Consider the following 24,619-nt stretch of genomic DNA (forward strand, 5'->3'; position numbering starts at 1 on the left):
CCGGTACCGCCGACGGGGGGACCGCACCAGCCCGCGGGGAAGCTGCCGGAGGCGCCCGCCTGGCCGGACCGCGTCCGGGGCCCTCCGCCCCGGAAGATACAGTCACCGGATGCGACCGAGTGCGAGAACCCTCATCCCGGACATCCCGGACACACAGGCCGGGTTCGAGAGTACGGGTGGGCGCCGGTGAGCGAGGCGGTCAGAACCGGGGACCGGCCGGCGGACGGCCGCCCGCTCTCCAGAGCCAGGCGCTGGCTGGTCCTGGCCGCGGTCTCGGCCGGACTGCTGCTCATCTCGGTCGACATGACGATCCTCTACACCGCGCTGCCGACCCTCAGCGCGCAGCTCGACGCCGGTGCCTCGGACCGGCTGTGGATCATCAACGCCTACCCCCTGGTGATGGCGGGCCTGCTGCTGGGGGCCGGGACACTCGGTGACCGGGTCGGCCACAAACGGATGTACCTGATCGGGCTCGTGCTCTTCGGCACGGCCTCGCTGGCCGCCGCCTACGCGCCCGACCCGGCCGTGCTGGTCGCCGCACGCGCCTTCCTGGCCGTGGGCGCCTCGGCGATGATGCCCGCGACCCTGTCGCTGATCCGCATCACCTTCACGGACGAACGGGAACGCGGGATCGCGATCGGGATCTGGGGAACGATGGCGATGGTCGGTTCCGCGATCGGGCCGATCGCCGGCGGTGCGCTGCTGGAGTTCTTCTGGTGGGGCTCGGTCTTCCTGGTGAACGTGCCGATCGTGCTGGCGGCGCTGGTCCTGGCCGCCGTGGTCGCGCCGGGCGGCTCGGGCAGTCCCGACCGGCCGTGGGACCTGCTGGCCTCGGTCCAGGCCATGGCCGGTCTGGTCGGGGTGGTCTACGCGATCAAGGAGGCCACCGGCCCGGAACCGTCCGCGCTCGCCGTCGCGGCGGCCCTGGCCGCGGCCGTCCTCGGCTTCTGGAGCTTCGTACGGCGCCAGCGCGGGCAGGCCCACCCGCTGATCGACTTCGCGCTCCTGCGCGATCCGCGCATCCTCATCGGTGTGCTCGCCGCGGGGATGGGGATGTTCGCGCTCGCCGGGGTGCAGCTGGTCCTCACCCAGCGCCTCCAGCTGGTGCTGGGCTACTCACCCCTGCAGTCGGGGCTCACCGTGGCCGCGACGGCGCTCGGCGCCCTGCCGGTGGGCGTCACCGTCGGCGCGCTGCTGTACCGGCTGGGCGCCCGGCCGGTGATGGGCGCGGGCCTGCTGGCCACCGCCCTGGGCACCGCGGGCGTGTTGGCGTCCGCCTCCGCCCCGCTGGTCTGGACCGTCGCTGGGCTGCTGGTGATGGGGGCGGGCACGGGTGCTGCGATGACCGCCGCCTCCGCCGCGATCGTGGGCAGCGCCCCCGCGCACCGGGCGGGGATGGCCGCGTCGGTGGAGGAGGTCTCCTACGAGCTCGGCAGCCTGACCGGCGTCGCGGTCCTGGGCAGTCTGATGGCCGCCGTGTACACCCGGACCGTCGCCCTGCCCGGCCAGGCGCCCGCCTCGGCTGCCGAGGGGTTGGACGAGGCCCGCGCCGCCGCCGAGGGGATGGACACCGCGGGCGCGCGGGCCCTGCTGGAGGCGGCCACCCAGGCCTTCGACAACGGCTACCGGGCGACGCTGGTCGTCGCCGCCACCGCGCTGTTGGCGGCGAGTGCCTTCAGCTTCCTGCACAAACGGGGCGCGCCCGTGCCGCCGTCACCGGACCAGGGCGCGTACAGGGCGGCGGCGCCGGGCGAGTAGACCGCGGCGAGTGCCCGGGTCGCCGGTCCCGCTGGCCGTCCCGGGCGCCCGGGACGTTCGGCCCCTCCGTCAGCGGGCGACGCGGAAGAAGCCCTCGGAGATCAGGGTGCGCAGGGCCTCCGGGGTGCGTTCGCGGAGCAGGGCCGGGTCCTCACCCATGAGTTCGGCGATGGCGTCCAGCAGCGGGCCGACCGGCATGGTGCCGTCGCAGACGCTGGCCAGGGCCGCCTCCACGGTCCCGATGCGGGCGACCCGGCGCAGCCCCTCGCGCTGGCGTAGGACGATCTTCTCGGGGTCGGGCGCCCCGGGCACGGCCACGCGCTCCTCGACCACGCCCGGAACCAGGGCGACGTGGGCGGACAGCAGGGCCGCGTCGGTGAGGCGGTGGGCGGTCATCGCCCCGTCCACCACGTCCGGCAGGTACGGTCCGACCGGCTGCTCGACCTCGTGCCTCAACTCCTCCACCTTCACGGTGGCGTCCTGGGCGACGTCGTTGCGCAGGCTGATCCAGCCGAAGCCGATGCCCTTGATGCCCTCGCGGTCGAAGTAGTCCAGCCAGGCGTCGTAGCGCCGGGTGTACTCGGGGGTGCCGTGCTCGCAGGAGTCGCGCAGCCACAGCTCCACGTACTCGGCGGGGTCCTGGACGTCGCGCTGCACGACCCAGCCGGAGCACCCGGTGCCGGTGATCCAGCCGCCGACCCGGTCCGCCCAGTCGTCGCCGTCGGTGTGCGTCCAGTTCGCCAGGAACTGGGCCCAGCCGCCCTCGGTGAGGTGTGCGGGGGCCTGGCGGACCAGCTCCGCGCACACGGTGTCACCGGGCAGGTCGGACTCGCGGTAGGTGAAGCGGGCCGACTCGGGGGTGATGACGAACGGCGGGTTGGACACGATCAGGTCGAAGCGCTCGTCCCTGACCGGCTCGAACAGCGAGCCCTGGGCCAGCCGGGCGTCGGTGACACCGGACAGGGCCAGGCTGATCCCGGCCAGGCGCACCGCACGCGGGTTGAGGTCGGTGGCGACCACCTCGCGGGCCCGGGAGGCCAGGTGCAGGGCCTGGACCCCGCAGCCGGTACCCAGGTCCAGGGCGCGTTCGAAGGGGCCGTCCACGATCAGCCGGGAGAGGTTGGCGGAGGCGCCGCCCGCGCCGACCACGTGGTCGTTCCCGGGGACGGTTCCGCTGCCGGGGCGCACCTTGGGGTCGGAGACGACGAAGCCCGGGCGGCCGTCCTCCAGCTCCCAGGGGCCCAGGTGGACGAGGGCGCGGACGGCGGGGCCGTCGGGTCCCTCCTCCACGGTGATCAGACCGGCCTCGGCGAGTTCGTCGACGGGGAGGATGGAACGGGCCGCGCGCGCCGGGATCGGGGTCTGGAGCCACCACAGGCGCAGGAGCAGTCCGAGGCGTTCCTCCCCGCCCGTGGCGCGCAGTGCGGGCACGAGCTGCTCGCGGGCCAGGGCCTTCGCTGCGGCGTCGCCGAGGCGGTCGCGGACACCGGACACCGTGTAGTCGGCGTCGACGAGGATGTCGCGTAGGCGGTCGGCGAGACCGCGCGGGAGTGGGAATTCTGTCTCAGACACCCGCCCATTATCGGGCAGGCGGCAAAGTGCCCCGGTGGGTGCGGCGATCCGGTTCAGCGGGCCCCGGAACCGTCGGCCGTCCGTTCGGTGACCCGATCCGCAGCTTCGTCGCGTTTGCGGAGCAGGCGCGGGATGTAGAGGAAACCGAAGACGCCGAGGGCGATCCCGGTCACACAGACGCCGATCCACCACCGCTCCGAGGAGGGCAGGCCGTCGCCCATGGCAAGGAGCACCACGAGCGCGACCGCCCACGCGAGGGTGCCGAGGGCCGCCGGAACGCGGTAGTCGCTCTCGTGGACTTCGGGGTCTGGCTGGCGAGGTTTGGGCACGGGCCCAGGCTATCCGCTGGTCTGCCGCGAGGGGAGGGGAGCAGCCGTCGCCCCTGCTCGGAGCGGGGATGTGTTGGTCACAGCCAAGGAGCGGATCATCCCACCATATGGTGTTTTCTATGAAACTGATGTGAAACACGTGGCCTGTGTTGTACGAAGATGCAACTAATCTGGCGCAGAATCCTTGTTGTCCAGTAACACGACCAGGTCAGGCTGACGACGTGAAATCACCGAATCCATCCCCCTCCGACGTACCTGCCCAGGACCGGGTCCCCAAGGGCTCGGGCGGCTTCTTCCGCATCTCCGAGCGCGGCTCGACCCTGGGCACCGAGATCCGCGGCGGTCTGGCGACCTTCTTCGCCATGGCCTACATCGTCGTCCTCAACCCGCTGATCATCGGCACCGCCGAGGACGTCAACGGCGAGACCCTGGGCATCCCCGGCGTCGCCGCGATGACCGCCCTGGTCGCCGCCCTCTCCTGTGTCCTCATGGGCGTCGTCAGCCGCTACCCGTTCGCCATCGCGGCGGGCATGGGCCTGAACGCCGTCGTCGCCTACGGCATCGCGCCGCTCATGCCCTGGGCGGACGTGTTCCTGCTGATCATCATCGAGGGCGTCCTGCTCCTCATCCTGGTGCTGACCGGTTTCCGTACCGCGGTCTTCGCCGCGATCCCGCCCGGCCTGAAGGTCGCGATCGCCGTCGGCGTGGGTCTCTTCCTCGCCCTGATCGGGCTGGTCAACGCCGGTTTCGTGCAGGCCGGCGACGGCACCCCGGTCCAGCTCGGCTCGGGCGGCCTCAACGGCTGGCCGATCCTGATCTTCGTCATCGGCCTGCTGCTGAGCATCGCCCTCTACGTGCGCAACGTGCGCGGCGCCCTCCTCATCGGCATCGTGGTCACCACCGTCATCGCGATCGTGGTCGAGACCCTCCTGGGCGACGGCGGCGACCGCCTCGGCTGGGGCCTGACCGTCCCGAGCCTGCCCACCAGCGCGGGCGACCTGATCGCCCTGCCCGACCTCTCCCTCCTCGGCCTCTTCGCCGAGGGCGGCCTCGCCGGCCGATTCTCCGACGTCGGCGTCGCCACCGTCGTGATGCTGGTCTTCACGCTGCTCCTGGCCGACTTCTTCGACACCATGGGCACCATGGTCGGCGTCGCCCACCAGGGCGACCTGGCCGACGAGGACGGCAACATCGAGGGCGCCCGCGGAGTCCTGACCGCTGACGCCTTCGGCACCCTCCTCGGCGGTATCGGCTCCGCCTCGGTCGCCACCCTCTACGCCGAGTCCGCGGCGGGCGTCGGTGAGGGCGCGCGCACGGGCGTCGCCCCGATCGTCACGGGCGGGATGTTCCTCGTCTCGACGCTCTTCACCCCGCTGGTCACCCTGGTCCCCTTCGAGGCGGCCACCCCGGTGCTGGTCATCGTCGGTTTCATGATGATGACCCAGGTGACCGGGATCGACTTCAAGGACCCGGCGATCGGCATCGGCTCCTTCCTGGCGATCATCATGATGCCGTTCACCTACTCGATCGCCAACGGCATCGGGTTCGGCCTGCTCGGCTACGCCTTCGTCATGCTGGTCACGGGGCGGGGCCGCCGGGTCCACCCCCTCCTCTGGCTGATCTCGGTCATCTTCCTGATCCACTTCGCGGAGGCGCCGATCTCCGCGTTGATCAGCTGATCCGGTCCCCGGGGCGGCCCTCCGCCCCGGGGAATGCGGGGCCCGGTGGACGGCGTTGGCACAGATGATGAGTCAACGCCGTTTACTTCTCTGGCCCCGAATCCACTCCACGGTGGTCGTTTCAGTCCCTCCCCGGCGCGGAGCCGCCACGGGGAGGGAGTGATGCGCCGTATCGCGATGTTCCGTTCCCTGGCCGTCCGCAACTACCGGATCTACGCCCTCGGCCAGCTCGTCTCCAACCCCGGCACCTGGATGCAGCGCATCGCCCAGGACTGGCTGGTCCTCCAACTCAGCGGCGGCAGCGGTATCGCGCTGGGGATGACCACGGCCCTGCAGTTCCTGCCCATGCTCCTCTTCGGGCTCTGGGGCGGCGCCATGGTGGACCGCTTCGACAAGCGCAGACTGCTGGTCATCACCCAGTCCACCATGGGCGTGCTCGCGGTCGCCCTCGGCGTGCTGGCCACACTCGGCGCCGCCGAGGTCTGGCACGTCTACCTGTTCGCCTTCGGCCTGGGCATGATCGCCGTGCTCGACAACCCGGGACGGCAGGCCTTCGTCCCGGAGATGGTCGACCGGGAGATGCTGCCCAACGCGATCGCCCTGAACAGCGCCAGCTTCCAGCTCGGCCGGGTCACCGGCCCCGCCGTCGCCGGGCTGCTCATCGGACTGATCGGCAGCGGCCCCGTATTCATGATCAACGGGCTCTCGTTCGCCTTCACGATCGTCGCCCTGCTGATGATCCGCACCGCCGACCTCAACCCCACCGAGCGCATGCCCCGGGGCAAGGGGCAGATCCGGGAGGGGCTCCGGTACATCGGGGGCAGACACGACCTGGTGCTGTTGCTGGTCCTCGCCGGCGCCGTGCAGTTCTTCGGCGCCAACGTGCAGAACCAGATCGCCCTGATGGTCAACAACGTGTTCGAGACCGGGGCCGAGGCCTTCGGGGTCGCCGCCGCGGCGCTCGCGGTGGGCGCCCTGGTCGGCGCCCTCCTGGCCGCTCGCCGCGAGTACCCGCGGCTGCGGCTGGTGCTGATCGGTTCGATGGGCTTCGGCGCGGCCCAGCTCACCGCGGGACTGATGCCCGGTTACGTGGCGTTCGTGCTGGTCCTGGTTCCGATGGGGGTGCTCTTCATGACCTTCGTGACCACGCTCAACGCCACCTTCCAGCTCAGCGTCGACCCGCAGATGCGCGGCCGCGCGATGAGCATGTTCCTGCTGGTGTTCATGGGCGTGGCCCCGATCGGAGCCCCGGTGGTGGGCCTGATCGCCGACGCCTTCGGCCCCCAGGCCAGCCTGACCGTCGGCGGTGTGGTGACCATCGCGGTGGTCGGTGTGATCTCCGTGCTGCTGATGCGGGCCAAGGACGTCCGGGCCCGGGATCTGCTGCCCCGCAGACGGCGCGCTCCGCGGACCGGTGAGACCGGGAAGCCCGAGGTGCCCGGGGAGACCGAGACATCCGGGAGGCCCGGGGAGGACGGAAGAACCGGGCGGTCCTGGGAGGCCGGGCACACGGCGACGCAGCGGTCGCGCGTCCGGCTCGCGGAGGAGTCCGCCGCCCGGGAACGCCCCGGCCGGGGGACCGAGCCGCAGCGGAGCGCCGACCTACGGGGTTGACGGCCCCCGGTGGGAGGATGCCCCCATGAGCCTCTTCGTCGCGCTGTGGCCGTCGCCGCCGGTTCGCGGACGACTGGAGTCCGCGGTGCGCGCGGCCCGGCCCGCGGCCCGGGGACTGCGCTGGAGCCCCCCGCGGGAATGGCACCTCACCCTGGTGTTCCTCGGTGAGGCCGGGGACCGGCTACCCGAACTCACCCGGGGGCTGGACCGCGCGCTGGCGGACCGCCCCGCCCTCGACCTCTCCCTGGAGGACTGGGGCACCTTCCCCCTCCGGGCCCGGCGGGCCTCGGTGCTCTGGGCCGGGGTCGGCGGGCAGGGGCTCCACGAGCTCGCCGAGGTCCTGGGGGAGGCCGCCCGCGCCGCGGGCGTGCCCGTCGCGTCACGTCCCTTCGTGCCGCACATCACCCTGGCCCGGGCCAGGCCGCCCCGGGACGCCGCCGAGACCCTGCGCGTACTCGGCCCCGTGCCCTCCGCCGACTGGTCGGCGGACCGGGTCGACTTCGTGGAGAGCCGCCCAGGAGAACCCGACCGCTACCGGACCGTTCGGACCTGGGGTCTACTCTGGGGTAGCGATTCCCAACGAGCACCGGAGCGGGGCACGTCATGAGCATGCTCACCAACAACCGCAAGCAGCGCTGGCTGCTGCCCGTGGTGCTCGGCTCGATCATGCTCATCGTGGTCCTGGGCGCCCTGCTCGGCTGAGCCCGACCCCGCCGCGACCCTTCGCGGTCGGAACCGACGGCCCGTCATCGCCCGCCCCGCCGTTCGTCGCCCGCGACACCGGGCGGCCCCGGTTCAGGCGGAGGCCAGCGAGAGCGCGTGCGCCACCAGTGCCGCGTTGTCGTGCGCCTCCCTGCCGTCGGGCAGGCGCATCGTGTCCTCCAGCCCGATCCGGATGTCCAGCCCCGCGTCCAGGGCGTCCTCCAGCATCGGCCAGGCCGTCGCGTCCGCGCCGTGCAACAGGCGGGGGACACCCACCTTCGCCCGGTCCAGCAGGGAGTTGATCGCGTCGGCGTTGCGCCGGGCGTCCTCCGCCGCGACCTGGGTCGGCTCCACCAGCACGGCCGCGACCTCCACCCGGGTGGCGACCAGGATCCGCGCGGCCTCCACCGTCCACACCCCCGCCTCCACGGCCACACGGCGGTCGCCCAACAGCTGGATCAGGTCCACCGAACCCGCTTCGTGCAGGTTCACCGAAACCGAGTCCGGTAAGGCCGGGGAGGCCCACCGCTGCACCAGGTCGTAGCGCCGCCACGGGTCGGACTCCGCGGACAGGGACGTGGTCAGCGACACCGGGACGTCCGGGACCTCGGCGCGCATCCGCTCCATGAGCTCCGACACCACCTGGGGCTCCAGTGACTCCGCGCCCCCGTGGTCGCGCGGATGGATGTGCACGGCGGTGGCGCCCGCGGCCACCGCCGAGCGGGCGTCGGTGACGAGCTGGTCGACGGACACGGGCAGGGCCGGGTGCGCGCCCGGACGGCGATCCCCGTTGAGACAGGCGACGATCCTCATGGGTCCCTCCTCGCGGCACTGCGTGTAAGCCGAATGTGCCCGCTCGCGCCCGGGTGCAAGCCACCCGGGACTTCTCCTGGCAGGATGGCGGGCATGAGAAGACCTCTGGCCCTCGTCACGGCCGTCCTGTTCGCACTCTCCCCGGCGGTACCCGCCACGGCCGAGCCCGTGCACCCCGAGGGCGGTACGGGCGGGCCCGACTACCCGCGCGGCAGCGAGGGGCCGGAGGGTTCGGAGGTCGCCTTCGAGTTCCAGGACGAGCGGATCGCCGAGTCCAGCGGACTGGCGCCCTCAAGGCTGCACGAGGGCGTGTGGTGGACGCACAACGACAGCGGTGACTTCGCGCCCGAGGTGTACGCGGTGAACGAGGAGGGCGAGACGGTCGCCACCGTCGCCCTGAACGTGGAACTCCGGGACTGGGAGGCGATCACCGTCGGCCCGGGACCCGCGGGAAAACCGACGGTCTTCGTCGGCGACATCGGCGACAACTTCGGCGGCAGCTGGCCGAACGTCCGCGTCTACCACTTCACCGAACCCGAGGTCCTGGCCGACACGACCATCGACCCGGCGGTGCTCACCTTCACCTACGAGGACGGGGGCCGCGACGCCGAGGGGATGATGATCGACCCGCGCGACGGACGCCTGTACGTGGTGTCCAAGGAGTTCGCGGGCAGTGTGTACACGGTCCCGGAGAACCTGGACCCAGACGGCGAGAACGTCCTGAACAGGGTCGACTCCGCCCCGCTGTTCGCCACCGACGCCGCGTTCAGCCCCGACGGCAGCCGCTACGCCATCCGCACCTACTGGGGCGTGACCCTCTACGACGCGACCGACGGGGTGCCGGGCGCCTCGGTGGGCTCCTTCGACCTGCCGGAGACGGAACAGGGCGAGTCGGTGGCGTTCACCCCGGACGGCACCGCCCTGATGGCCGGGACCGAGGGCCCCGGCGCCGAGGTCTGGCGGGTCCCCCTGGAGGGCGAACAGCTCCCCGACTCCGCCGTCGAGGCCGCCGGGGGCGGGCTCCACGCCGACGCGACCGGAGACGGGGACTCGGACGAGGAGGCCGGGGACGGAGCCACCGGGGACGGGGAGGAAACGTCGAACGGCGCCGCCCCGCTCATCTTCGGCGGGGTCGCGGTGGCCGTCGTGCTGATCGGCGGCATCGTCCTCCTGGTCCGCCGGACCTGACCCCGCCCGGGCGCGGCGGCCGAGCCGCACCGCGGGCGCCCCGGACAGGACGTGTCCGAGAAGTCGTCGCGGGGGTCGAGGGGGCGGCCGTACCCCGGCCGAACAGGGTGTCCGGTATCGTGCTGGCCGATTCCGCGCCACATGAGCACAAGAGCGAGCGGACACCGAAGAAACGGCTCGAAACCACCCTCGGACAGCACGGGAACGACTCATGACCGATACCAGTAGCGGCACCACCGAAACCGAAGAGCCCCGTGTCGAACGGACCGTGGCGTTCATCGCCGACCCCAGGGCGACGACGTTCCTGCTGCGCGAGACCGTCTCCCGCCTGGTGGGGAGCCTGAACATCCAGCGTGGCCTCGTGGACCTGACCACGCTGCCAGGGGTTGCCGTCGCCCTGGCGCTGGAGGGGGAGGGCGTGCCCTACGAACTGCTCGACTTCGGTCAGCGCGTCCCCGATGACGATCCGAGCGAGGAGCCGGCGCCGGGGGAGGACGTCACCATGGCCGAGGCTCCGCGGCTGCGTCGAGCCGCCGCCGGGACCTTCGAGACCGGACTCGACCGGATCGGTTCGATCGACGCCAACCTCATGCTCGTCCCGACGGCGCGGGAGGGCGGCTCGGCCCACGCCGAGTTCGCTCGTGAAACACTGCCGGGACTGGTGCTCGACCAGGCTGAGCAGCTCGGTCTGCAGATCCTCGTGATGTGCCCTCCCGAACAGGGGGTGCGCCGTTACCAGAACGGTCTCTGGGTACGCCAGATCATGCACGTGACAACGGAGAAGAAGGCCGCGGAAGCCAACCGGCGGGCCGCCCGGGACGACGGGACGCGATGACGGCTGTGAGAGCCGGTGGCGGACGGTCCTGTTCCTGGTGGGCGATCAGTGCCCAGTGCGTCGGCGGGCTCGCCCTCTACGTCACCAGCTCGCTTTCGGTGGGGCTGCTCTCGGGCTCGGCGGTGCTCGGGGCGATCGTCTCCGGTCTCGTGGTGCTGTGCGCCGTCGCCCTCTGGCGGCGCCGGGCGCCGGGTGCCCGCCCGCCGCGGCCTGTCTCCGCTCAGGCGCACGAGCCCCGGTTCTGGGCGCTCGTCCTCGTCGGCCTGGTGACGTGCTTCATCGGCGGCCAGTCATCGGCGGTGTGGCTCTACGCCGAGTACGGCTCTCCGGCTTTCGACGCCGCGCAGAGCGCCCAGAACACGGTTCCGGTGTTGTTGCTGCTGTTCGCCCTGGTGGTGGCGGCTCCGGCGGGTGAGGAGGCGCTCATGCGCGGCCTGATCTACCCGCTGCTGCGCCGCCGCTGGCCGGTCCTCGCTTCGGCCCTGGTCAGCTCGGTGACCTTCGCGGCCCTGCACGGCAACCCCGTGCAGATCGCGGTGGCGCTGCCGTTGGGGATGCTGCTGGCCTTCGTCTACGAGCACGTTCCCAGGCTCTGGCCGGTCATCGTGTTGCACGCGCTGTTCAATCTCGCCTCGGCCCTGGTTCCCGTGTACCTGGTCGAGGCGATGGCGACCCCCGTGGTGTTCTCGGTCGCACTGACGGGTGTGGTCGCCGTCCTGGTGGCGGTGCACCCGGTCACGGCCGGAGGCGACCGTGAGGGGAAGGCCCTGTCCCGGTGACCGTGTGCCGCCGCCCGTACCCGGGAAGCGGCGCGGGTTTCGTTGCCTGCCCCGGCCGATGGGGCCGTTGTCCCACGCGGTGCCGGGGGAGCGTCACCTTCGCGTGTTCGCGGCCACCAGGTGACGAAGCAGTCGCTCGGCGGGCCCCTGGGCCCCGTGCCGCTCGGCCAGGGAGCACGCCAGTACCGGGAGCGACCAGGCGGCGGCCGCGACGAGCAGCTGCCAGGCCGGGGACAGGGCGTCGGCACCGCCGAGGCGCAGTGTCCCGGCCGTGCACGCCAAAAGTACGGTTTGGGCCAGATAGACGGTCAGGGTGCGTTTCCCGGTGGCTACCAGTGCCCGGCCGAGGACACCTGTGCCCGTTGCGCGGTGTGCGGCGGCAAGGGCGATGAGAGCCAGGTAGGCGGCCCCCGCCAACAGCCCGGCCAGCCCCTGGTGCCAGGCGACGAGAGCGCGTGCCAGGGCACCGGTGCCGTCCGTGCCCGCCCAGAGCACCGGTGTGACGACGGCGGGTACGACGAGCCCGGCCAGGAACAGGGCTGTCAGGCCGTGTCGGTGCCGGTGCGGTTGTTCGATCGGCCCGCGGCCCGCCAACCACGCGCCCAGCAGTGCGCCGGGCAGCGCCATGGAGGAGAGAACCGTCGCCGGCGCCAGGACGACCCACGCCGCCAGATTGGTGACGGCTCCGGTGAGGCCCTCCTCGAACAGGACCCGGGCGGCCGAACCGTGACCGCGGTCCAGGGCCGCCTCCGGGCCCACCACCAGCAGGAAGAGCGTTGAGAGCACACAGACGACGCCGGCCAGAGCCAGAGCGGCCCGCCAGCGGCGAGCGGTGACGATACCGGCGACCGTGATCGTGATGAGCCCGTAGGCCCCCAGGACGTCCTGGGCGAAGACCAGGGCGTGCACCGCGCCGAAGGCCGTCAACCACAGGCCCCGTCGGCGCAGCAGCGCGGTGGCGTGCCGTTCTGCCTGTTCGCGGTCGAGACCAGCGGTCAGGCCCGCCTGGACGGACCTGTGCGCGAGCACGGCCAGCCCGAAGCCGAGCAGGAGTGCGAAGAGCGGGTAGGCCCTCGCGTCGACCAAAAGGTGCAGCAGGCCCGAGACGAGGTCCTCCATCATCCGGGGCGCGTCGGGGTCCTGCCTGAACCAGTAGCGGGTGTTGGCCACGGCGATGAGGAGCAGCATCGCCCCTCGTGCCAGGTCCGGTACGAGCAGGCGTTGGCCGGTTCCGGCCAAAGTGCCCGGTGCCGGAGTCTTCGCTGATCCTTCAGCTCGCATCCCTGGAAATTACCAGGGGCGAATACGCCTCAGGACGGCGGAGCGCGACGACAAAGGCCCAGGTAGAGCTCCCACGGCGGACGTTCTTGCAGGTCTGCGGCGGGGATTCGATACGGGCGTGTGAGGTACCGGCTACCGGGGTGCAGGATGATGCGGTAAAACAGGTTGCGTTATGCCCCCTGGGTTTTCAGCCAAGTTTGAGGAGTCCACTCCCGTGACCAGCATTAATGCCCCTGTTCGACTGGCGGCTGTGAGCCTGGCCTCTGTGCTCGCCCTGACTGCTTGCTCCTCTTCCTCCGTGGCGTTCGACTTTACCGAGAGCTCAGTGGAACCAGCCGAGAGTATCGAGTTCCGTTTGCCCGACGAGCTTGTCGAGCTGAACGAGTCCTACGTCGAAAATGGTGTATTCGAATCCATTACTGTCTCTGCAGTAGAGGCAGAGGATCCCTCGAAATGTGCTATGGAGTTCCAGTTCGAATATTTTGACGGTGGCCACGAACGGCTCATTGAATACATCACAAACGAGGGGGAAGATGGCGAATCCGCGAAAGAGCTCATGGCCTTCCATGTGTTCGGAAAAAAACACACCGAGTCCTTGGAAATCGATGATGAGTACACAACAGTGACGAATCCTGTTACGTGTGTAACCTCGCCGACCGATGTGGAGTTCTTCATGAGAGTGCTGTTTTTGCAGATCGAAGACGAAGGCGGGGAGGGTGCGGTCTCAGAATTCGCACAGGTCAAAGTAACTGCCATGCGGGGCGGTGAACTGTTCGTTCATGATCCCGAGGTTGAAGGCTGGCAGACGGACAGCAATGGTAATTGGATCAAGAGTTAGCATCTGACCCTGCTGAGCAGTCAGATAGCTGAGTCGGCACGGATCGGGTTCAGGCGGCGGCCTATCGCTAAGTTAAGGCAGAAAAAATGAGAGGAGCGGGTCGTGGCGAAGCAGAGCAGACGCCTCAACGCCGAAACGCATGAAGCCAAGGGCCAGCCAGGACCTGGGGCAAACAAGGGTCTTCTTAGTGAGCAAAAAAAATTCGACCAGGAAAGAAGAAGCAAAAACAGGAAGACCAGGCGAGAGGCGGCCTGGCCTAACGGTGATCAGCGTGCCAAGCTCCAACGCGCGGTTGATCGCGAGCAGAGGCGGTTCACGCGGGCTCTTCGCAAGTCAGGCATAACTGCGCAGGACGCCACTCCGGCTGAACAGCGCAGAAAACTCGGGGGTCTGCACCAGAGGTTCGTTTCGGGGATCGTGCGCCGGTGCATCGCTCCTTTCCGGCGTCTGATCAGCCCGATAAACATCATCTCCACCATTGGCAGGGAGTCGGTGATCTGGTCGCTTTCGCAGAAGTTCCGCCCCGACATGGGGCAGCATGCCGACCAGATGTACGCGTTCATGATGGCGGACATCAACGGGCAGGTCGGGAACCCCAGCCGGGAATCAGGGCCCCGTGGGCAGGGAACCGGCCGCAACGCGGGCACCGGGCGGTTCCGCAAGCTGTTGGAAGCTACCCTGCGGCGGGGGCCGCGCACCCCTGAGCCGTTCACTGAACACAGTGCCGCGCTGGTGCAGGTAGGCATCACACAAAACGCCTACGACGAGATGCGCAGACCCGGAGCCGACCGGGAAAAGGTCAGACAGAACTATGAGAGTGCACTGAACGCACTCAACGAGCGCATTCGGACTGACGGCCTGGACCGCGCTGCGGTGGACCGCAATATGCGCGTCATCGTCGGCCACCTCATCGACCGCGACCCTGGTCAAGCGGCGCCCTTTGGCGAACTGGGTCACGGCCAGTACGTCAAGACCGATGCACAGGAAGTGTTCCGGCCGGGTAGTGCCGAGCCGATGCAGGTCTGGGACGGGAACTACGTCAACGCCCATACCGGTGAAAAGCTCACCGAAGGCCCGCTCAACCTGAGAGAGCCGATGGACGCCGACGGTCACCGCACCGCCGTTGCCCAGAGTATTTACGGCGAACTGGCCAGTGCGAGCACTCCGGCCGAGTTCGGCGCGGCCATGGAGCAGTACGTCATCGGCTCCGCCACTCGCAAGTATCCCGAATCGGTCGAGAAGACCGATGACCCCGAGGCGCGCGCACGGCTGAACCGCTCCCGGGCGATGTTCTCGTCCATGCGGGGTGACGGGCTCAGTGACCAGGCCCAGAAGCTGGTGTACGCGGGCGGGCTCTCCGAAGCCATGCGGACCCTGGAGGAGACACACCCGGAGAAGATGGCGCAGTGGCGCCAGAGCCTGGGGCCCGAGTGGGAACAGAGGATGCAGTACCTCGTTGAGGAATACCGGGACTTCGGCGAGCGGGTGGCGACCGAGCGGGAGCAGCAGGGGGAGGCGCAGGTCCGGTCCGAACCGGGACAGGAGGCGCCCTCAGAGCCCGGCCGGGGCAATGATGTTGACCCTGAGGCCCCTGCTGGCCCCGAGGCCGCGGAAGAAGAGCCTGGAACCATGGAGGGGCCTGAGCCCACGGAAGAACCTGAAGCCACCGACGATCCTGAGGTCACGGCTGGCCCCGAACCCACGGACGAGCTTGAGGCCACCAACGACCCCGAAGCCGCTGTGGACGTGCCTACACCGGAAGACCATGAACGTGATGGCGGTCCGAGACCGTTCGAGAACGGACCCGAGGAATCGGACCAGACTGGCAGAGGAGAACCGGTCGATGGATCGGCCCCGCAGGACAGGGGACAGGACTCGGAGGCACCACGGCAAAAGGACGCGCCACAGGCGCGAATCAGTGATCACCTGAGCAGGTTGGCCTCAGAAGGGCCGCAGACCTGGCCGACAGGCCAGCGCCAGGGCGGTCCGCAGGTCGCTTCCCCCAGGGAAGAAGAGCCGTCCAGGTGAGAATCCTGAAACCGGCGGCTGAGTAGACTTCCGACTGATATGAACAGTGACCAGAAACTCAACAGAGGAAGGCAGGGCGATGGAAGAGTCCAAGGCTCCGAAGGAATCCATTGTGGATGCGATCGACTTCAAAGGGCTCATGGGTTTTGTGCCTGGAGAGGACGATGAACTCTGGGAGGAAATGGAGAAGAAGGCGCAGGAGCGTATCGCTCGGGGCGGCGGCGTCGGTTGGGACGCGAAACGGTCGGCCGAGACGGACGGGTACCCGGACCAGGAGAAGTGACATTCCGTCGCATCTTCGGTGACAGCGGGCCACGAGCCCGCTGAGACCGCAGGAGAAGTCGGCGAAGCAACACGGAGGGGTGCACAGGAGGGGAGGACCTCCCGTGCACCTCCTCCGCATGGGGAGTGCTCCTAGTTCTGGTCGAAGATAAAGAGCAGTACCAGAAGATGGGGGATGATGATCGCGGCGATGGCCAGAAACTGGCCTCCCCAATCGATGCCCAGTGGTTCGTTGACCATCGCGATCAGGCGGTCGAAGACGGGGCTGGCCAGTTCCACCACCGGGTCGGTCAGGCCGGACCGGAAGACCAGCCAGAACAGCCCCCACAGCATCGCCACGGCGACGCACACGGCAATCAGGCGTCGCAGGTTGAGCGAACGCCGACCGTACGAGTCGGTTCCGTTCAGGGGCATGGACTCCTCTTCGTAAGCGGCCGATTCGCGCACTACCCTACGGCTTGTCGTTAATGAGGAGCCGGTGAGCGGCAGTTGGCCGACAACGCTACGGGTGGTCGGGCGATCACCGTGGGGGTGGTGGCCTCCCGGGTGGGAGTCACCGTCCGTACTCTGCACCACTGGGACGAGATCGGGCTGGCCGGGCCGAGTGAGCGTACCGCCGCCGGTTACCGGATTTATACGGCCGCGGACATCGCCCGTATCCACTGGGTGCTGATCTACCGGCGCCTCGGGATCTCGCTGTTGGAAGCCGACGCCGGGGCGGCCACCGGGTCATTGCTGCTGCAGCGTGACCGGCTGCGGGAGCGCATCCACGAGTTGGAGCAGATGGCGCAGACCCTGGAACGGATGTCCGAGGCGCCACAGGAGCGAGTCCTGCTATCGGCGGAGGAGCAGGTGACGGTCTTCGGTGAAGGCTGGCGGCCCTCCTGGGCCGCGCAGGTCCGGGAGCATTGGGGCGGTGCCCGGCAGTGGGCGCAGTTCGCCGAGCGCGCTGCGGAACGGACCGCCGAGGACTGGCAGCTGGTCACACAGGGAGTGGGAGCTCTCAACGCCGACCTCGCCGAGGCGCAAGGGGCCTGGGCCGAACCGGAAAGCCAGGAGGCGAACGCCCCGGCCGAACGGCACCGGGGGTCGAAGTGTCTACTTCGACCGCACGCACTCCATACAGATGGTCCTCGGGCAGACGAACGTGGACGATCCGGGGTTCCGGGCACACTGAGACGCCCTCGCGCCCGGCCTGGCGGCGTGGTTGCGCGACGTCATCAACGCCAACGCCCGGGCGCACGGCATCGATCCAAAGACAGCCGTGTGGGAGTAAGCGGGACCAGCGCCTGCACGGGAGCCCTCGGTGCCTGAGCCCAAGCTCCCAGTAGCGCTCCGAGACATTGTGTGTGAAGTGCACCGCATGGCCGATTCCGGCCATACGGCCCCTTCTGTCTCCTGTGGGTCCTCGTTGCGCTTGTGACCTCGCACGATACCTGAGGTATCCGCGCCATCCCCTCCGTGAGGGTGGAACAGACATCCGCAAGAGGAGATAAATCCTGTCAAAATGAGAACTACGGATACGCGCAGCGCAACTCACACCACACAAGGCAACCTAGCCGTGTGGGCACGAGAGCGGAGAAGCAGACCCGTGAAGTTCGAGTTCACCCCACGAGCGGAGTGGGACTCACTCCCGAACACAATCCTGTCCAAGAGCGCGAACAGCCAGGGAAGCGGCCCCCTCTCCCCTGGTGCTGTTCGCTTCGGCTGGCGAGTGAACCGGTACGCGGGCAGATGCGGATCCCACCTGATCGAAAACCTCGTCGGACCTCGAACTCCACACGGCCGAGGGCCCGCTTCCCGGCTCTGGACGGCTCTTCCCTGCTTACGCCCCTGAACAGGGTGTGGGGTCCTTCGTTCCGAAACCACCGGTAGCGGCCACGGCTGTTCGAAACGCCGACCCCCGACAGACGATGCGCTGACCCAGGCCTCTGACCACGTGGCCGGCCCGTGGACGACCGCCCGATTTCCTCGGCGGTCTCCGGGGGCAGCGGTGGCCCACGTGGGCGAGGCGGGAGCGGCTCCGACGGACGGACCCGCGGGCACCAGCCCCTCGCGGAGAAAAGGTGATGCTCGGCTACGAGCGGAAACGGAGTGTGTGGCGTGGCCAAGAGCGTGTTCAAGATCCCCACCAGCCTGGACCGGTCCTTCCTGGACCACGAGATCGCGCTGGCCGGCGGCGGATGGCAGATACGTCCGAAGCCGACGAAGGTGATCCTGTTCTGGGCCGCTTCCCTGCTGGCCCTGTTCTGGGTCTGCACCTCCTCGTTCGTGTCCGACGCCGACTGGTGGCTCATCCTCCTGGTGGCCGTCTGGTGGCTGGCCGCCACCGCCTTCTTCGGCCAGTACTCCAAGACCAAGGAGATGCGGTTCACCTCCCTGCCCGCGCTGGTGGAGTACGTGCCCCGGCCCGCTCGCCGTGTCATCACCAGGCGCGGTGCCGACCCCGGCCCCTTCTCCTCGGTGGTGGGTGTCAAGAACGTGGACGAGAGCGGCTACATCGAATGGTTCGACGGCACCGTCGGTCAGGCCTACCTGGTGGTCGGTTCCGCCTCGGTGCTGGTCTTCGACGAGGACAAGAGGGCCATTCTCAACCGGGTCGACGCGTTCTGGCGCAAGGTCGACACCGACGTCGAGTACATCTGGATCACCACCAAGGAACCCCAGCGGGTCTACCGGCAGCTCGGCAACCTGGAACTCCTCAACCGGGGGCTTGAAGTCCGTGACCCGGAACTGTTCGAACTGCTCGACGAGCGCTATTCGATCCTCAAGGAATACGTGGGCGGACAGTTCAACTCCATCCACCAGTACCTGGTTCTCAAGGCCGACAACCTGGAGGCCCTCCGCCGGGCGCACACCCTGGTGAGGGCGGAGGTCGAAGGCTCCAGCCTGATGGTCAAACAGGCCTCGATGCTGGGTTCCAACGACCTCTACGAGATGCTGCGGACCATCTACACCGTTTCCCGATGAAGCTGCCCTGGGCCTCGAATTCCGTTCTCGGACCACGATTCGCCACGGGGCCCGAGGGAAAAATCGGTTCCAGTTATGATGCAGCGCAGATTATTTTCTGGTATTAGCGGAGAAAGTGAAGGGCGTGCATGAGCACCGGAGCAGGGTTTCCAGGTAGCGCTGCCGGGACCTCGCACGGGCATCTGCCCGGAGCGCTCTCGGAAAGCAAGCGCGCCTCGGCACAGACGGACACGGACGCCTCTGGCCAGCAGGGTGAACTGCCGCAGTCTGCGGCCCCTCCGACGTTTGACAGCCTGTTCCCCGAGCTGACCCAGCAGAAGCAGAAATCCGCTGACCAGGCCGGAGAGGACAAGGATGACCCGTACGCGGGGATGAGCGCCAAGGAGCGCAAGGCCGCGGAGAAAAAGGCGCGCCAGCTGAGTGGAACGTTCGAGGACTATCCGTTCCTGATCGCGCTCAAGCCCAAGGAACGCTACGTCTTCCGTAGCGACTACTTCCAGCTCGACGATCGTTACGCGTGCATCCTCGGTTTCTTCCACGACGACGGTGCGCGTGACGACTTCGGAGCCTTCTGGGGTATCAACCGCATCCCCGTCGGCCTGCCCGAGGGAGTCACCGTCGTGGTACTCGAACAGGTCCGCCGTATGGGTGAGAAGTGGATCGAGGAGAAGATCCGGACGGTCGAGAAGCTCGACCGTATGGAGGAGGGCGAGCAGGCTCAATCCGGAACCATGTCCTCGCGGCGCAAGTCCGCGAAGGTCAGCGACGACATGGAGATCGTCGCCGGGGAGATCCAGGACGGCGCCAGCTATCTGCACGTGCACAACCGGCTGTTGGTCAGGGGCCCCAGCCTGGAGGCCCTCGACGATGCCGTCGACCGGATCGGCCGCCTCTACATCGACCGCTTCGGCACCCTCAAGGTGGCCGCCTACCCCGGCGAACAGCGCCAGGAGCTCACCAACCTCTTCGGCAGGAACGAGCGCAAGCGCGGCAAGGGGTTCCACTTCACCAGTGTGGAGTTCGCCGGGTCCCACTCCCTGGTCACCAACGGCCTCAACGACCCGGCGGGTGAATACGTCGGGTCCATGGTCGGCGACGTCAACAACTCCGCGGTGCTCTTCGACGTCAACGACTACGAGCACCACGTGGTCGTGGCCGACAACGGCGTCAACCCGGTACTGAACCGGGCGCACATCCCCGACATGTGGGGGTCGAAGATCTCCCAGTCCGCCCTGCTGTCCAACGCCCGCACCGTGCACATCATCCTGAACGGTGCGCGCATGGACGATCTGGGGCCGCGCCTGGACGGGCTCACCGCCCGGCTGGACATGAACTCGGGCGACATCAACATGTTCGAGATGTTCGGCAGGACCGAGGACGAACTCGGGATCTTCCCCGCCCACCTGGAGAAGGTCGTCCTCATGGCCGAACAGGCCTACGAGACCACCGACTCGGACCGCTCCATCATCCGCGGTTCGCTCAAGGAGACCCTCACCCAGTTCTACATCGACAAGGGCATGTGGGCGCGCAACGCCAAGCACAACCGGGACCGGCTGCGTGTGGTGGGCATCCCGCACACCCAGGTGCCGCGCCTGCAGGACATCGTCTCCTACTTCGACACCCGGTACCGGGCGCTGGCCAACTCCACCGCCCGCGACGACGAGATGCTGCACGCCTACAACGTCCTGCGCCTGGTCTTCAAGGACCTGCTCGACAACAACGGCGACCTGTTCAACACCCACACCAACGACGAGATCGACGGGGTGGCCGACGCCCGCCGGGTGCTCTACGACTTCTCCAGGCTGCTCAAGCGCGGCAGGGGCGTGGCGATGGCCCAGCTGGTCAACGTCATCGGGTTCGCCGTGGACAACCTGAACCTGGGCGACACGGTGATCATCCACGGCGCCGAGAACATCGACGACCGCATCAAGGGCTATCTCAATGAACAGTTCTCACACCTGTTCCTCCGCGGCGGCCGTGTGGCCTACCTGTACAACGACGTCGACAGGATGCTCGCCGACTCGGAGTTCAACCGCTTCGACGCCGCTGACTGGACGATTCTGGGCCAGATGCGTGACGCGACCGTCACCGAGTACCAGCGCCAACTGCACCAGGACATCCCGCCCGACCTGGAACGGCTGGTGACCACGCGCGGCGAGAACCTGGCCTACCTGCGCCGGGGCCACACCAACGTCGTCTTTCACCTGGACCTGCCGCTGGGCGTCAACCCGGCCCGCGCCGAACGGCGGGCCCGGCTTCTGGGGACCGAGCAGCGCGGCCAGGAGGAGCGTGAGAGGCCGGAACAGTCCTCAGCGGTCGTGGCCGCCCAGGGCGAGCGGGCCGAGGAGAGGTCGCAGCGCGTTACCCAGCAGGGGGCCCAGGCTCGTTTGGAAGCCGAACTCGCGGAACGCAAGGGACGCGTGGAGCCGCCCGGCAAGCGTGCCCAGCGCCGGGGCTCGAAGAAGCAGACTCAGGCCCCGAGTCCGCAGGACGAGGCCCGCCGCACGAAACGGGGTCGCTAGATGGACGTGAGGCAGAAGGAAGCGCCGATGGAGCTGATCGGGCTTTCTCGAGTACGGCGAGCCCCGGACACCGAGGAGGGCACCGGCGGGAAGCCGTTCCGGAGGGCTGGGAAGAGCAGGACAGTGTGGGGCCTGCTGGCGCGGCTGGCCGTGTGGGCGCTGGTCCTGGCTTTTCCTCTGTCCCTACTGTTGGGGGCAGCGGGCACCGCGCACGCCGACGAGGACATCGACGGTCTGTCGTTCTACCGGCTCTCCTCGTCACTGACGGCCCTGTTCTCCACCGCACAGGAGCCCGACAGCGGTGTCAGCTTCGACGAGGAAGAGGAGTCAGAGGCGCAGGGGTGGGACGAACTCCTGGCCAACCCGGCCAGTGCCGGGGCGATGCTGGGGTACGCGGACGAGAATTACAATCCGATCGCAGGATGGCTCAACTCGCGTGTGGCCCAATCCGCGGACAGCATCGGTTACAACACACTGACAGGAAAAGAGGACTCGGGGCTGCAGGGAGTGGACGGGGCGCGCGACTACGCTCTGTTCGGAGCCACGATTAACGGGTTGGGGCTGGACGGTACCAGTACCGGGCTATCGATCCCGTTCGTCAATTTGCTCGTGGGCGGGCCCATCCTCTTCCTGTACGTGGCCATGGCTGCGCTCGACACCCTGTGGTCAGGGATCATCTCTTTCCTGATCTTCATTAATCCGTTCAAGCTTTTCTACTGGGCAGTTGAAGGTATGAGCCCGGAATTCGCTGACGGAATGGTGGGCGGAGAGCCGCCGGAGGGATTCCTCGGGGAACTGTCAGAATGGTTCGGCGAATGGTATCTGGTACTGCTCGAGATATCCTGGACCGTCATGGTTCCGTTGTTTGTATCCACCTTTGTTCTGGGCATTATGATGTTCCAGAAATTGAACAAGGGTGGGGCGCTCAAGAAGCTTCTCATTCGCCTTTTCTTCCTTGTTCTGGGGCTGCCTCTGCTCGGTTCGATGTACACGGGCATGCTCAATGCTATGGCCGTTGCCACTGAGGGGGAAAGTGACGGAGCCACGCGTGTGGTGCTCTCCACCTTCGTGGATTTCGAACGCTGGGCAATGGAGCAGCGATTGCGTGTGCCCGACCAGTCCCACGGTGTATTTATTGAATGGGATCCTTACTCGGGTGCCCCATCCGGACGGTCGCAGGCCAGCGTTCGGGACTTGTCGCTGCTCATCAACGCTCAGGTTCTTGGAGAGGAAGGGGAGATAACCCCGCAAGGGGCCGATGCCGAGGATGCGTGGGGTGGAACCGCGTTGGGGGGAGAGGAGCCGAATCTCCGCGAATCACAGTACGGCGACGTGTCGGACATGCTTCGGCGCTACATGCAAAACTCTCATGTGTTGGCATCCTCGTTCGAAACCGAAGCCAAATCCACGCTGACCGGGTCGGTTGAGAGCTGTCGGCCTGATGAAGACGGGGAGGAGCCTGAGAACTGCAGTAACGAAAGAACCTGGTTCGACGAATACATCGGAGATCCCGAAGACGTCGTCAAAACCGAGGGTAATCAAGTACCTGTCACCGAAAACCCGCTGCTCGCGGTCACTCCGGAAACAGGCCTGCATGCTTTCTCCGACAGGCACACAGGGAACACCACTTTCTCCACCCGAGGTGAGGAGGTCGGAAACTGTGGACTCAGCCTTAGTTCTAGTGGCAGTCCCAGGGCGTGCAACCTCTCTCCGTTGGCGATGTACAACTATCTCAACACTGACTTCGGTGAGACCTCCTACACGTCCTATTCTTCCGGGAAGACCACCAGTGAAGCAACCAGGTCCATTCATAATTCAGTGAACCTGGTGGGGTCCGGCCTGATGAGTTTTGTGTACTGGCTTCACGCCATCGTGATCCTCGGCGCGTTCGCTGTCATCGGATACGGTTATGCCTTCGCGATGATCATGGGCAATCTTCGGCGTAGCTTCCAGTTGATCACGGCCGTGCCGTTTGCGACTCTGGGCGCGATATCGGGTATTGCCAAGGTCATCGTCTACACGATCGCTCTGCTCATGGAGGTCGTGATCACGCTTTTCCTGTACATGTTCGTACAGGAGTTCCTGTTGAGCATTCCGGGGATTATCGAGGCCCCGTTCGTGGAGGCACTCAGCAGTGATGAGGCTACCGCAGCGGCGTTCGTCTCCTTCCTGTTCGCTGGAGGATTCCTCACCATGCTCGTCACATCAGTGTCGATCATCTTGATCATCCTCATCACCATTATGGCGATGCGTTTGCGTAAGACCCTGGTCAAGGCAGTGGAGGACGCCAGTAACAAACTGATTGAAAAGTTCACCGGCAGCTCGCCCGGTGGTGGGGGAGGAGGCGGCGCTGGAAAGATGCCCGGTGGTGCTGGACCAGGGGCTAAGGGCGGCGGTGCCAACCGGACGATGAGCGGCGGTGGCTCCAAGGGCGGAGGAGGTACGAACGTCGGCGGCACCAGTGGAGCTCCCGGCGATGCCACCAGCACGGTGAGCGGAAACGTCGACACCGACGGCACGTTGGAAGGACCTTCCAACGGCTTGTTCGGCGGCGACGACCAGTCAGGAACAGGTTTGGGTCCCAGTGAACAGGACCGCGAAGCCGATGGGCAGGCCGATCTCGGCCGGAAGGTCGAATCCGAGGGTCTGTCCGGCGACCCGTTGGACACCATGGCCAGCTCGACGGAGCAGTCCGCCGCGGGTTATGCGGAGGCCGACAAGAACCGGTTCGGTGCGGGGGTGGAAGGCACCAAGGCGGTTGGGCATGCTGCCGTCGCCGCTGGTCGTGCTGCGGCTGGGGACGGCGCCGGAGCGGCCAAGTCCGCAGGTGAGGCCATGTCGCACGCCGGTGAAGCCCAAACGAAGAACGCGCAGGCCGGCAAGGCTTCGCAACAGGCCGGGAAATCCTCCTTGGACAAGCCGCAGACCAGCGCCAGGTACGACCGGAAAATTCAACAGGGTCAGAAGGTCAAACAGGCCGGGCAAAACGTGTCCAGTGTGGCTGGTGCGGCCGGCGGTGGTACAGGTAGCACCAGCGGAAGCAAGGGAACGGATTCCGCGTTGAAGGCGACCCGTCAGGCCCGAGACCAGAAGCAGTCCGCCAAGCCCCCCAAGAAACGGCGACTCTGGTAACGGAAAGAGAAAACCCGTAAACCCCGATACGAAAGTCAGGGCCATGCTGTTTGGCTCCGTGCCTGCCCTGGAGAGGACCGACGAGAAAACGTTTATAGTTCCCCTAACCCCTGAGTTAGCTATATGGCGGACAAGCTTGCCGTCAACAAGTGCTGACCGTTATAATCACCTGTAGAGAGCTCGCTTCGGAAATGCGCAAGTCCCCCGGTGTTGGACCCCTCACCAGTACGCCAGGCCTGTTGAGCTTTCTGTCGCTGTGCCCACACTGAGTCGAACCAGGCCAGGACCAGAGGACAA

General features: G+C 67.6%; 19 protein-coding genes. 14 read left to right on the forward strand and 5 right to left on the reverse strand.

The genetic code is table 11. From position 1 onward, the window contains the following. Positions 1–186: 186 nt before the first annotated feature. Complete coding sequence (locus tag AC0VYD_RS02995) at positions 187–1,758, forward strand: MFS transporter (protein ID WP_475478476.1); 1,572 nt, start codon at positions 187–189, stop codon at positions 1,756–1,758. A 69-nt stretch (positions 1,759–1,827) separates the two neighbouring features. On the opposite strand, the gene AC0VYD_RS03000 is transcribed toward AC0VYD_RS02995, so the two are convergent. Both AC0VYD_RS03000 and AC0VYD_RS03005 read right to left on the reverse strand, forming a co-directional pair. Next, positions 1,828–3,330 (reverse strand): DUF7059 domain-containing protein, encoded by a 1,503-nt coding sequence (locus tag AC0VYD_RS03000; protein ID WP_475478477.1) that lies wholly within the window; start codon positions 3,328–3,330, stop codon positions 1,828–1,830. Between the two features lie 53 nt (positions 3,331–3,383). After that, on the reverse strand, positions 3,384–3,659 hold the full coding sequence (locus AC0VYD_RS03005) for a DUF2530 domain-containing protein (protein WP_475478478.1): 276 nt from the start codon (positions 3,657–3,659) through the stop codon (positions 3,384–3,386). Positions 3,660–3,880: 221 nt separating this feature from the next. Between AC0VYD_RS03005 and AC0VYD_RS03010 the strand changes: the two genes are divergently transcribed. The 3 genes from AC0VYD_RS03010 to thpR all read left to right on the forward strand — a co-directional run bounded on the left by AC0VYD_RS03010 (position 3,881) and on the right by thpR (position 7,559). Beyond that, on the forward strand, positions 3,881–5,338 hold the full coding sequence (locus tag AC0VYD_RS03010; RefSeq protein ID WP_475478479.1) for an NCS2 family permease: 1,458 nt from the start codon (positions 3,881–3,883) through the stop codon (positions 5,336–5,338). Between the two features lie 162 nt (positions 5,339–5,500). After that, positions 5,501–6,952: an MFS transporter gene (locus tag AC0VYD_RS03015; RefSeq protein ID WP_475478480.1), complete on the forward strand. Its 1,452-nt coding sequence runs from the start codon at positions 5,501–5,503 to the stop codon at positions 6,950–6,952. A gap of 25 nt (positions 6,953–6,977) precedes the next feature. Then, complete coding sequence (thpR, locus tag AC0VYD_RS03020; RefSeq protein WP_475478481.1) at positions 6,978–7,559, forward strand: RNA 2',3'-cyclic phosphodiesterase; 582 nt, start codon at positions 6,978–6,980, stop codon at positions 7,557–7,559. A 188-nt stretch (positions 7,560–7,747) separates the two neighbouring features. Here thpR and AC0VYD_RS03025 read toward each other — a convergent pair whose 3' ends face one another. Next, complete coding sequence (locus AC0VYD_RS03025) at positions 7,748–8,467, reverse strand: 3-keto-5-aminohexanoate cleavage protein (protein WP_475478482.1); 720 nt, start codon at positions 8,465–8,467, stop codon at positions 7,748–7,750. Positions 8,468–8,560: 93 nt separating this feature from the next. Here AC0VYD_RS03025 and AC0VYD_RS03030 point away from each other — a divergent pair, with 93 nt between their 5' ends. From AC0VYD_RS03030 to AC0VYD_RS03040, 3 genes are all read left to right on the forward strand, one after another. Next, entirely contained in the window at positions 8,561–9,655 is a 1,095-nt protein-coding gene (locus tag AC0VYD_RS03030; RefSeq protein ID WP_475478483.1) for a hypothetical protein, read from the forward strand. 211 nt (positions 9,656–9,866) lie between these two features. Further along, positions 9,867–10,490, forward strand: a complete 624-nt coding sequence (locus AC0VYD_RS03035) for a hypothetical protein (RefSeq protein WP_475478484.1) — start codon at positions 9,867–9,869, stop codon at positions 10,488–10,490. Then, positions 10,487–11,269, forward strand: a complete 783-nt coding sequence (locus tag AC0VYD_RS03040; RefSeq protein ID WP_475478485.1) for a lysostaphin resistance A-like protein — start codon at positions 10,487–10,489, stop codon at positions 11,267–11,269. Before AC0VYD_RS03035 ends, AC0VYD_RS03040 begins: the two co-directional genes overlap by 4 nt. Before the next feature lie 93 nt (positions 11,270–11,362). Here AC0VYD_RS03040 and AC0VYD_RS03045 read toward each other — a convergent pair whose 3' ends face one another. Further along, complete coding sequence (locus AC0VYD_RS03045; protein WP_475478486.1) at positions 11,363–12,457, reverse strand: DUF418 domain-containing protein; 1,095 nt, start codon at positions 12,455–12,457, stop codon at positions 11,363–11,365. A 307-nt stretch (positions 12,458–12,764) separates the two neighbouring features. Here AC0VYD_RS03045 and AC0VYD_RS03050 point away from each other — a divergent pair, with 307 nt between their 5' ends. From AC0VYD_RS03050 to AC0VYD_RS03060, 3 genes are all read left to right on the forward strand, one after another. Beyond that, on the forward strand, positions 12,765–13,388 hold the full coding sequence (locus tag AC0VYD_RS03050; protein ID WP_475478487.1) for a hypothetical protein: 624 nt from the start codon (positions 12,765–12,767) through the stop codon (positions 13,386–13,388). Positions 13,389–13,490: 102 nt separating this feature from the next. Next, on the forward strand, positions 13,491–15,416 hold the full coding sequence (locus AC0VYD_RS03055; RefSeq protein ID WP_475478488.1) for an ICP22 family protein: 1,926 nt from the start codon (positions 13,491–13,493) through the stop codon (positions 15,414–15,416). A 79-nt stretch (positions 15,417–15,495) separates the two neighbouring features. Then, the gene (locus tag AC0VYD_RS03060) at positions 15,496–15,699 is read left to right on the forward strand and encodes a hypothetical protein (RefSeq protein WP_475478489.1); all 204 of its coding nucleotides are present in this window, start codon (positions 15,496–15,498) and stop codon (positions 15,697–15,699) included. A 131-nt stretch (positions 15,700–15,830) separates the two neighbouring features. Here AC0VYD_RS03060 and AC0VYD_RS03065 read toward each other — a convergent pair whose 3' ends face one another. Further along, positions 15,831–16,112, reverse strand: a complete 282-nt coding sequence (locus AC0VYD_RS03065; protein ID WP_475478490.1) for a hypothetical protein — start codon at positions 16,110–16,112, stop codon at positions 15,831–15,833. 75 nt (positions 16,113–16,187) lie between these two features. Here AC0VYD_RS03065 and AC0VYD_RS03070 point away from each other — a divergent pair, with 75 nt between their 5' ends. The 4 genes from AC0VYD_RS03070 (at position 16,188) to AC0VYD_RS03085 (ending at position 24,322) form a co-directional block, all read left to right on the forward strand. Next, the gene (locus AC0VYD_RS03070; RefSeq protein WP_475478491.1) at positions 16,188–17,012 is read left to right on the forward strand and encodes a MerR family transcriptional regulator; all 825 of its coding nucleotides are present in this window, start codon (positions 16,188–16,190) and stop codon (positions 17,010–17,012) included. A 789-nt stretch (positions 17,013–17,801) separates the two neighbouring features. Further along, entirely contained in the window at positions 17,802–18,668 is an 867-nt protein-coding gene (locus AC0VYD_RS03075; protein WP_475478492.1) for a hypothetical protein, read from the forward strand. A gap of 128 nt (positions 18,669–18,796) precedes the next feature. Then, positions 18,797–21,190: a hypothetical protein gene (locus tag AC0VYD_RS03080; protein WP_475478493.1), complete on the forward strand. Its 2,394-nt coding sequence runs from the start codon at positions 18,797–18,799 to the stop codon at positions 21,188–21,190. Between the two features lie 27 nt (positions 21,191–21,217). Further along, on the forward strand, positions 21,218–24,322 hold the full coding sequence (locus AC0VYD_RS03085; protein ID WP_475478494.1) for a hypothetical protein: 3,105 nt from the start codon (positions 21,218–21,220) through the stop codon (positions 24,320–24,322). Positions 24,323–24,619: the final 297 nt, after the last annotated feature.

The organism is Nocardiopsis sp. iso_40, assembly GCF_056173285.1.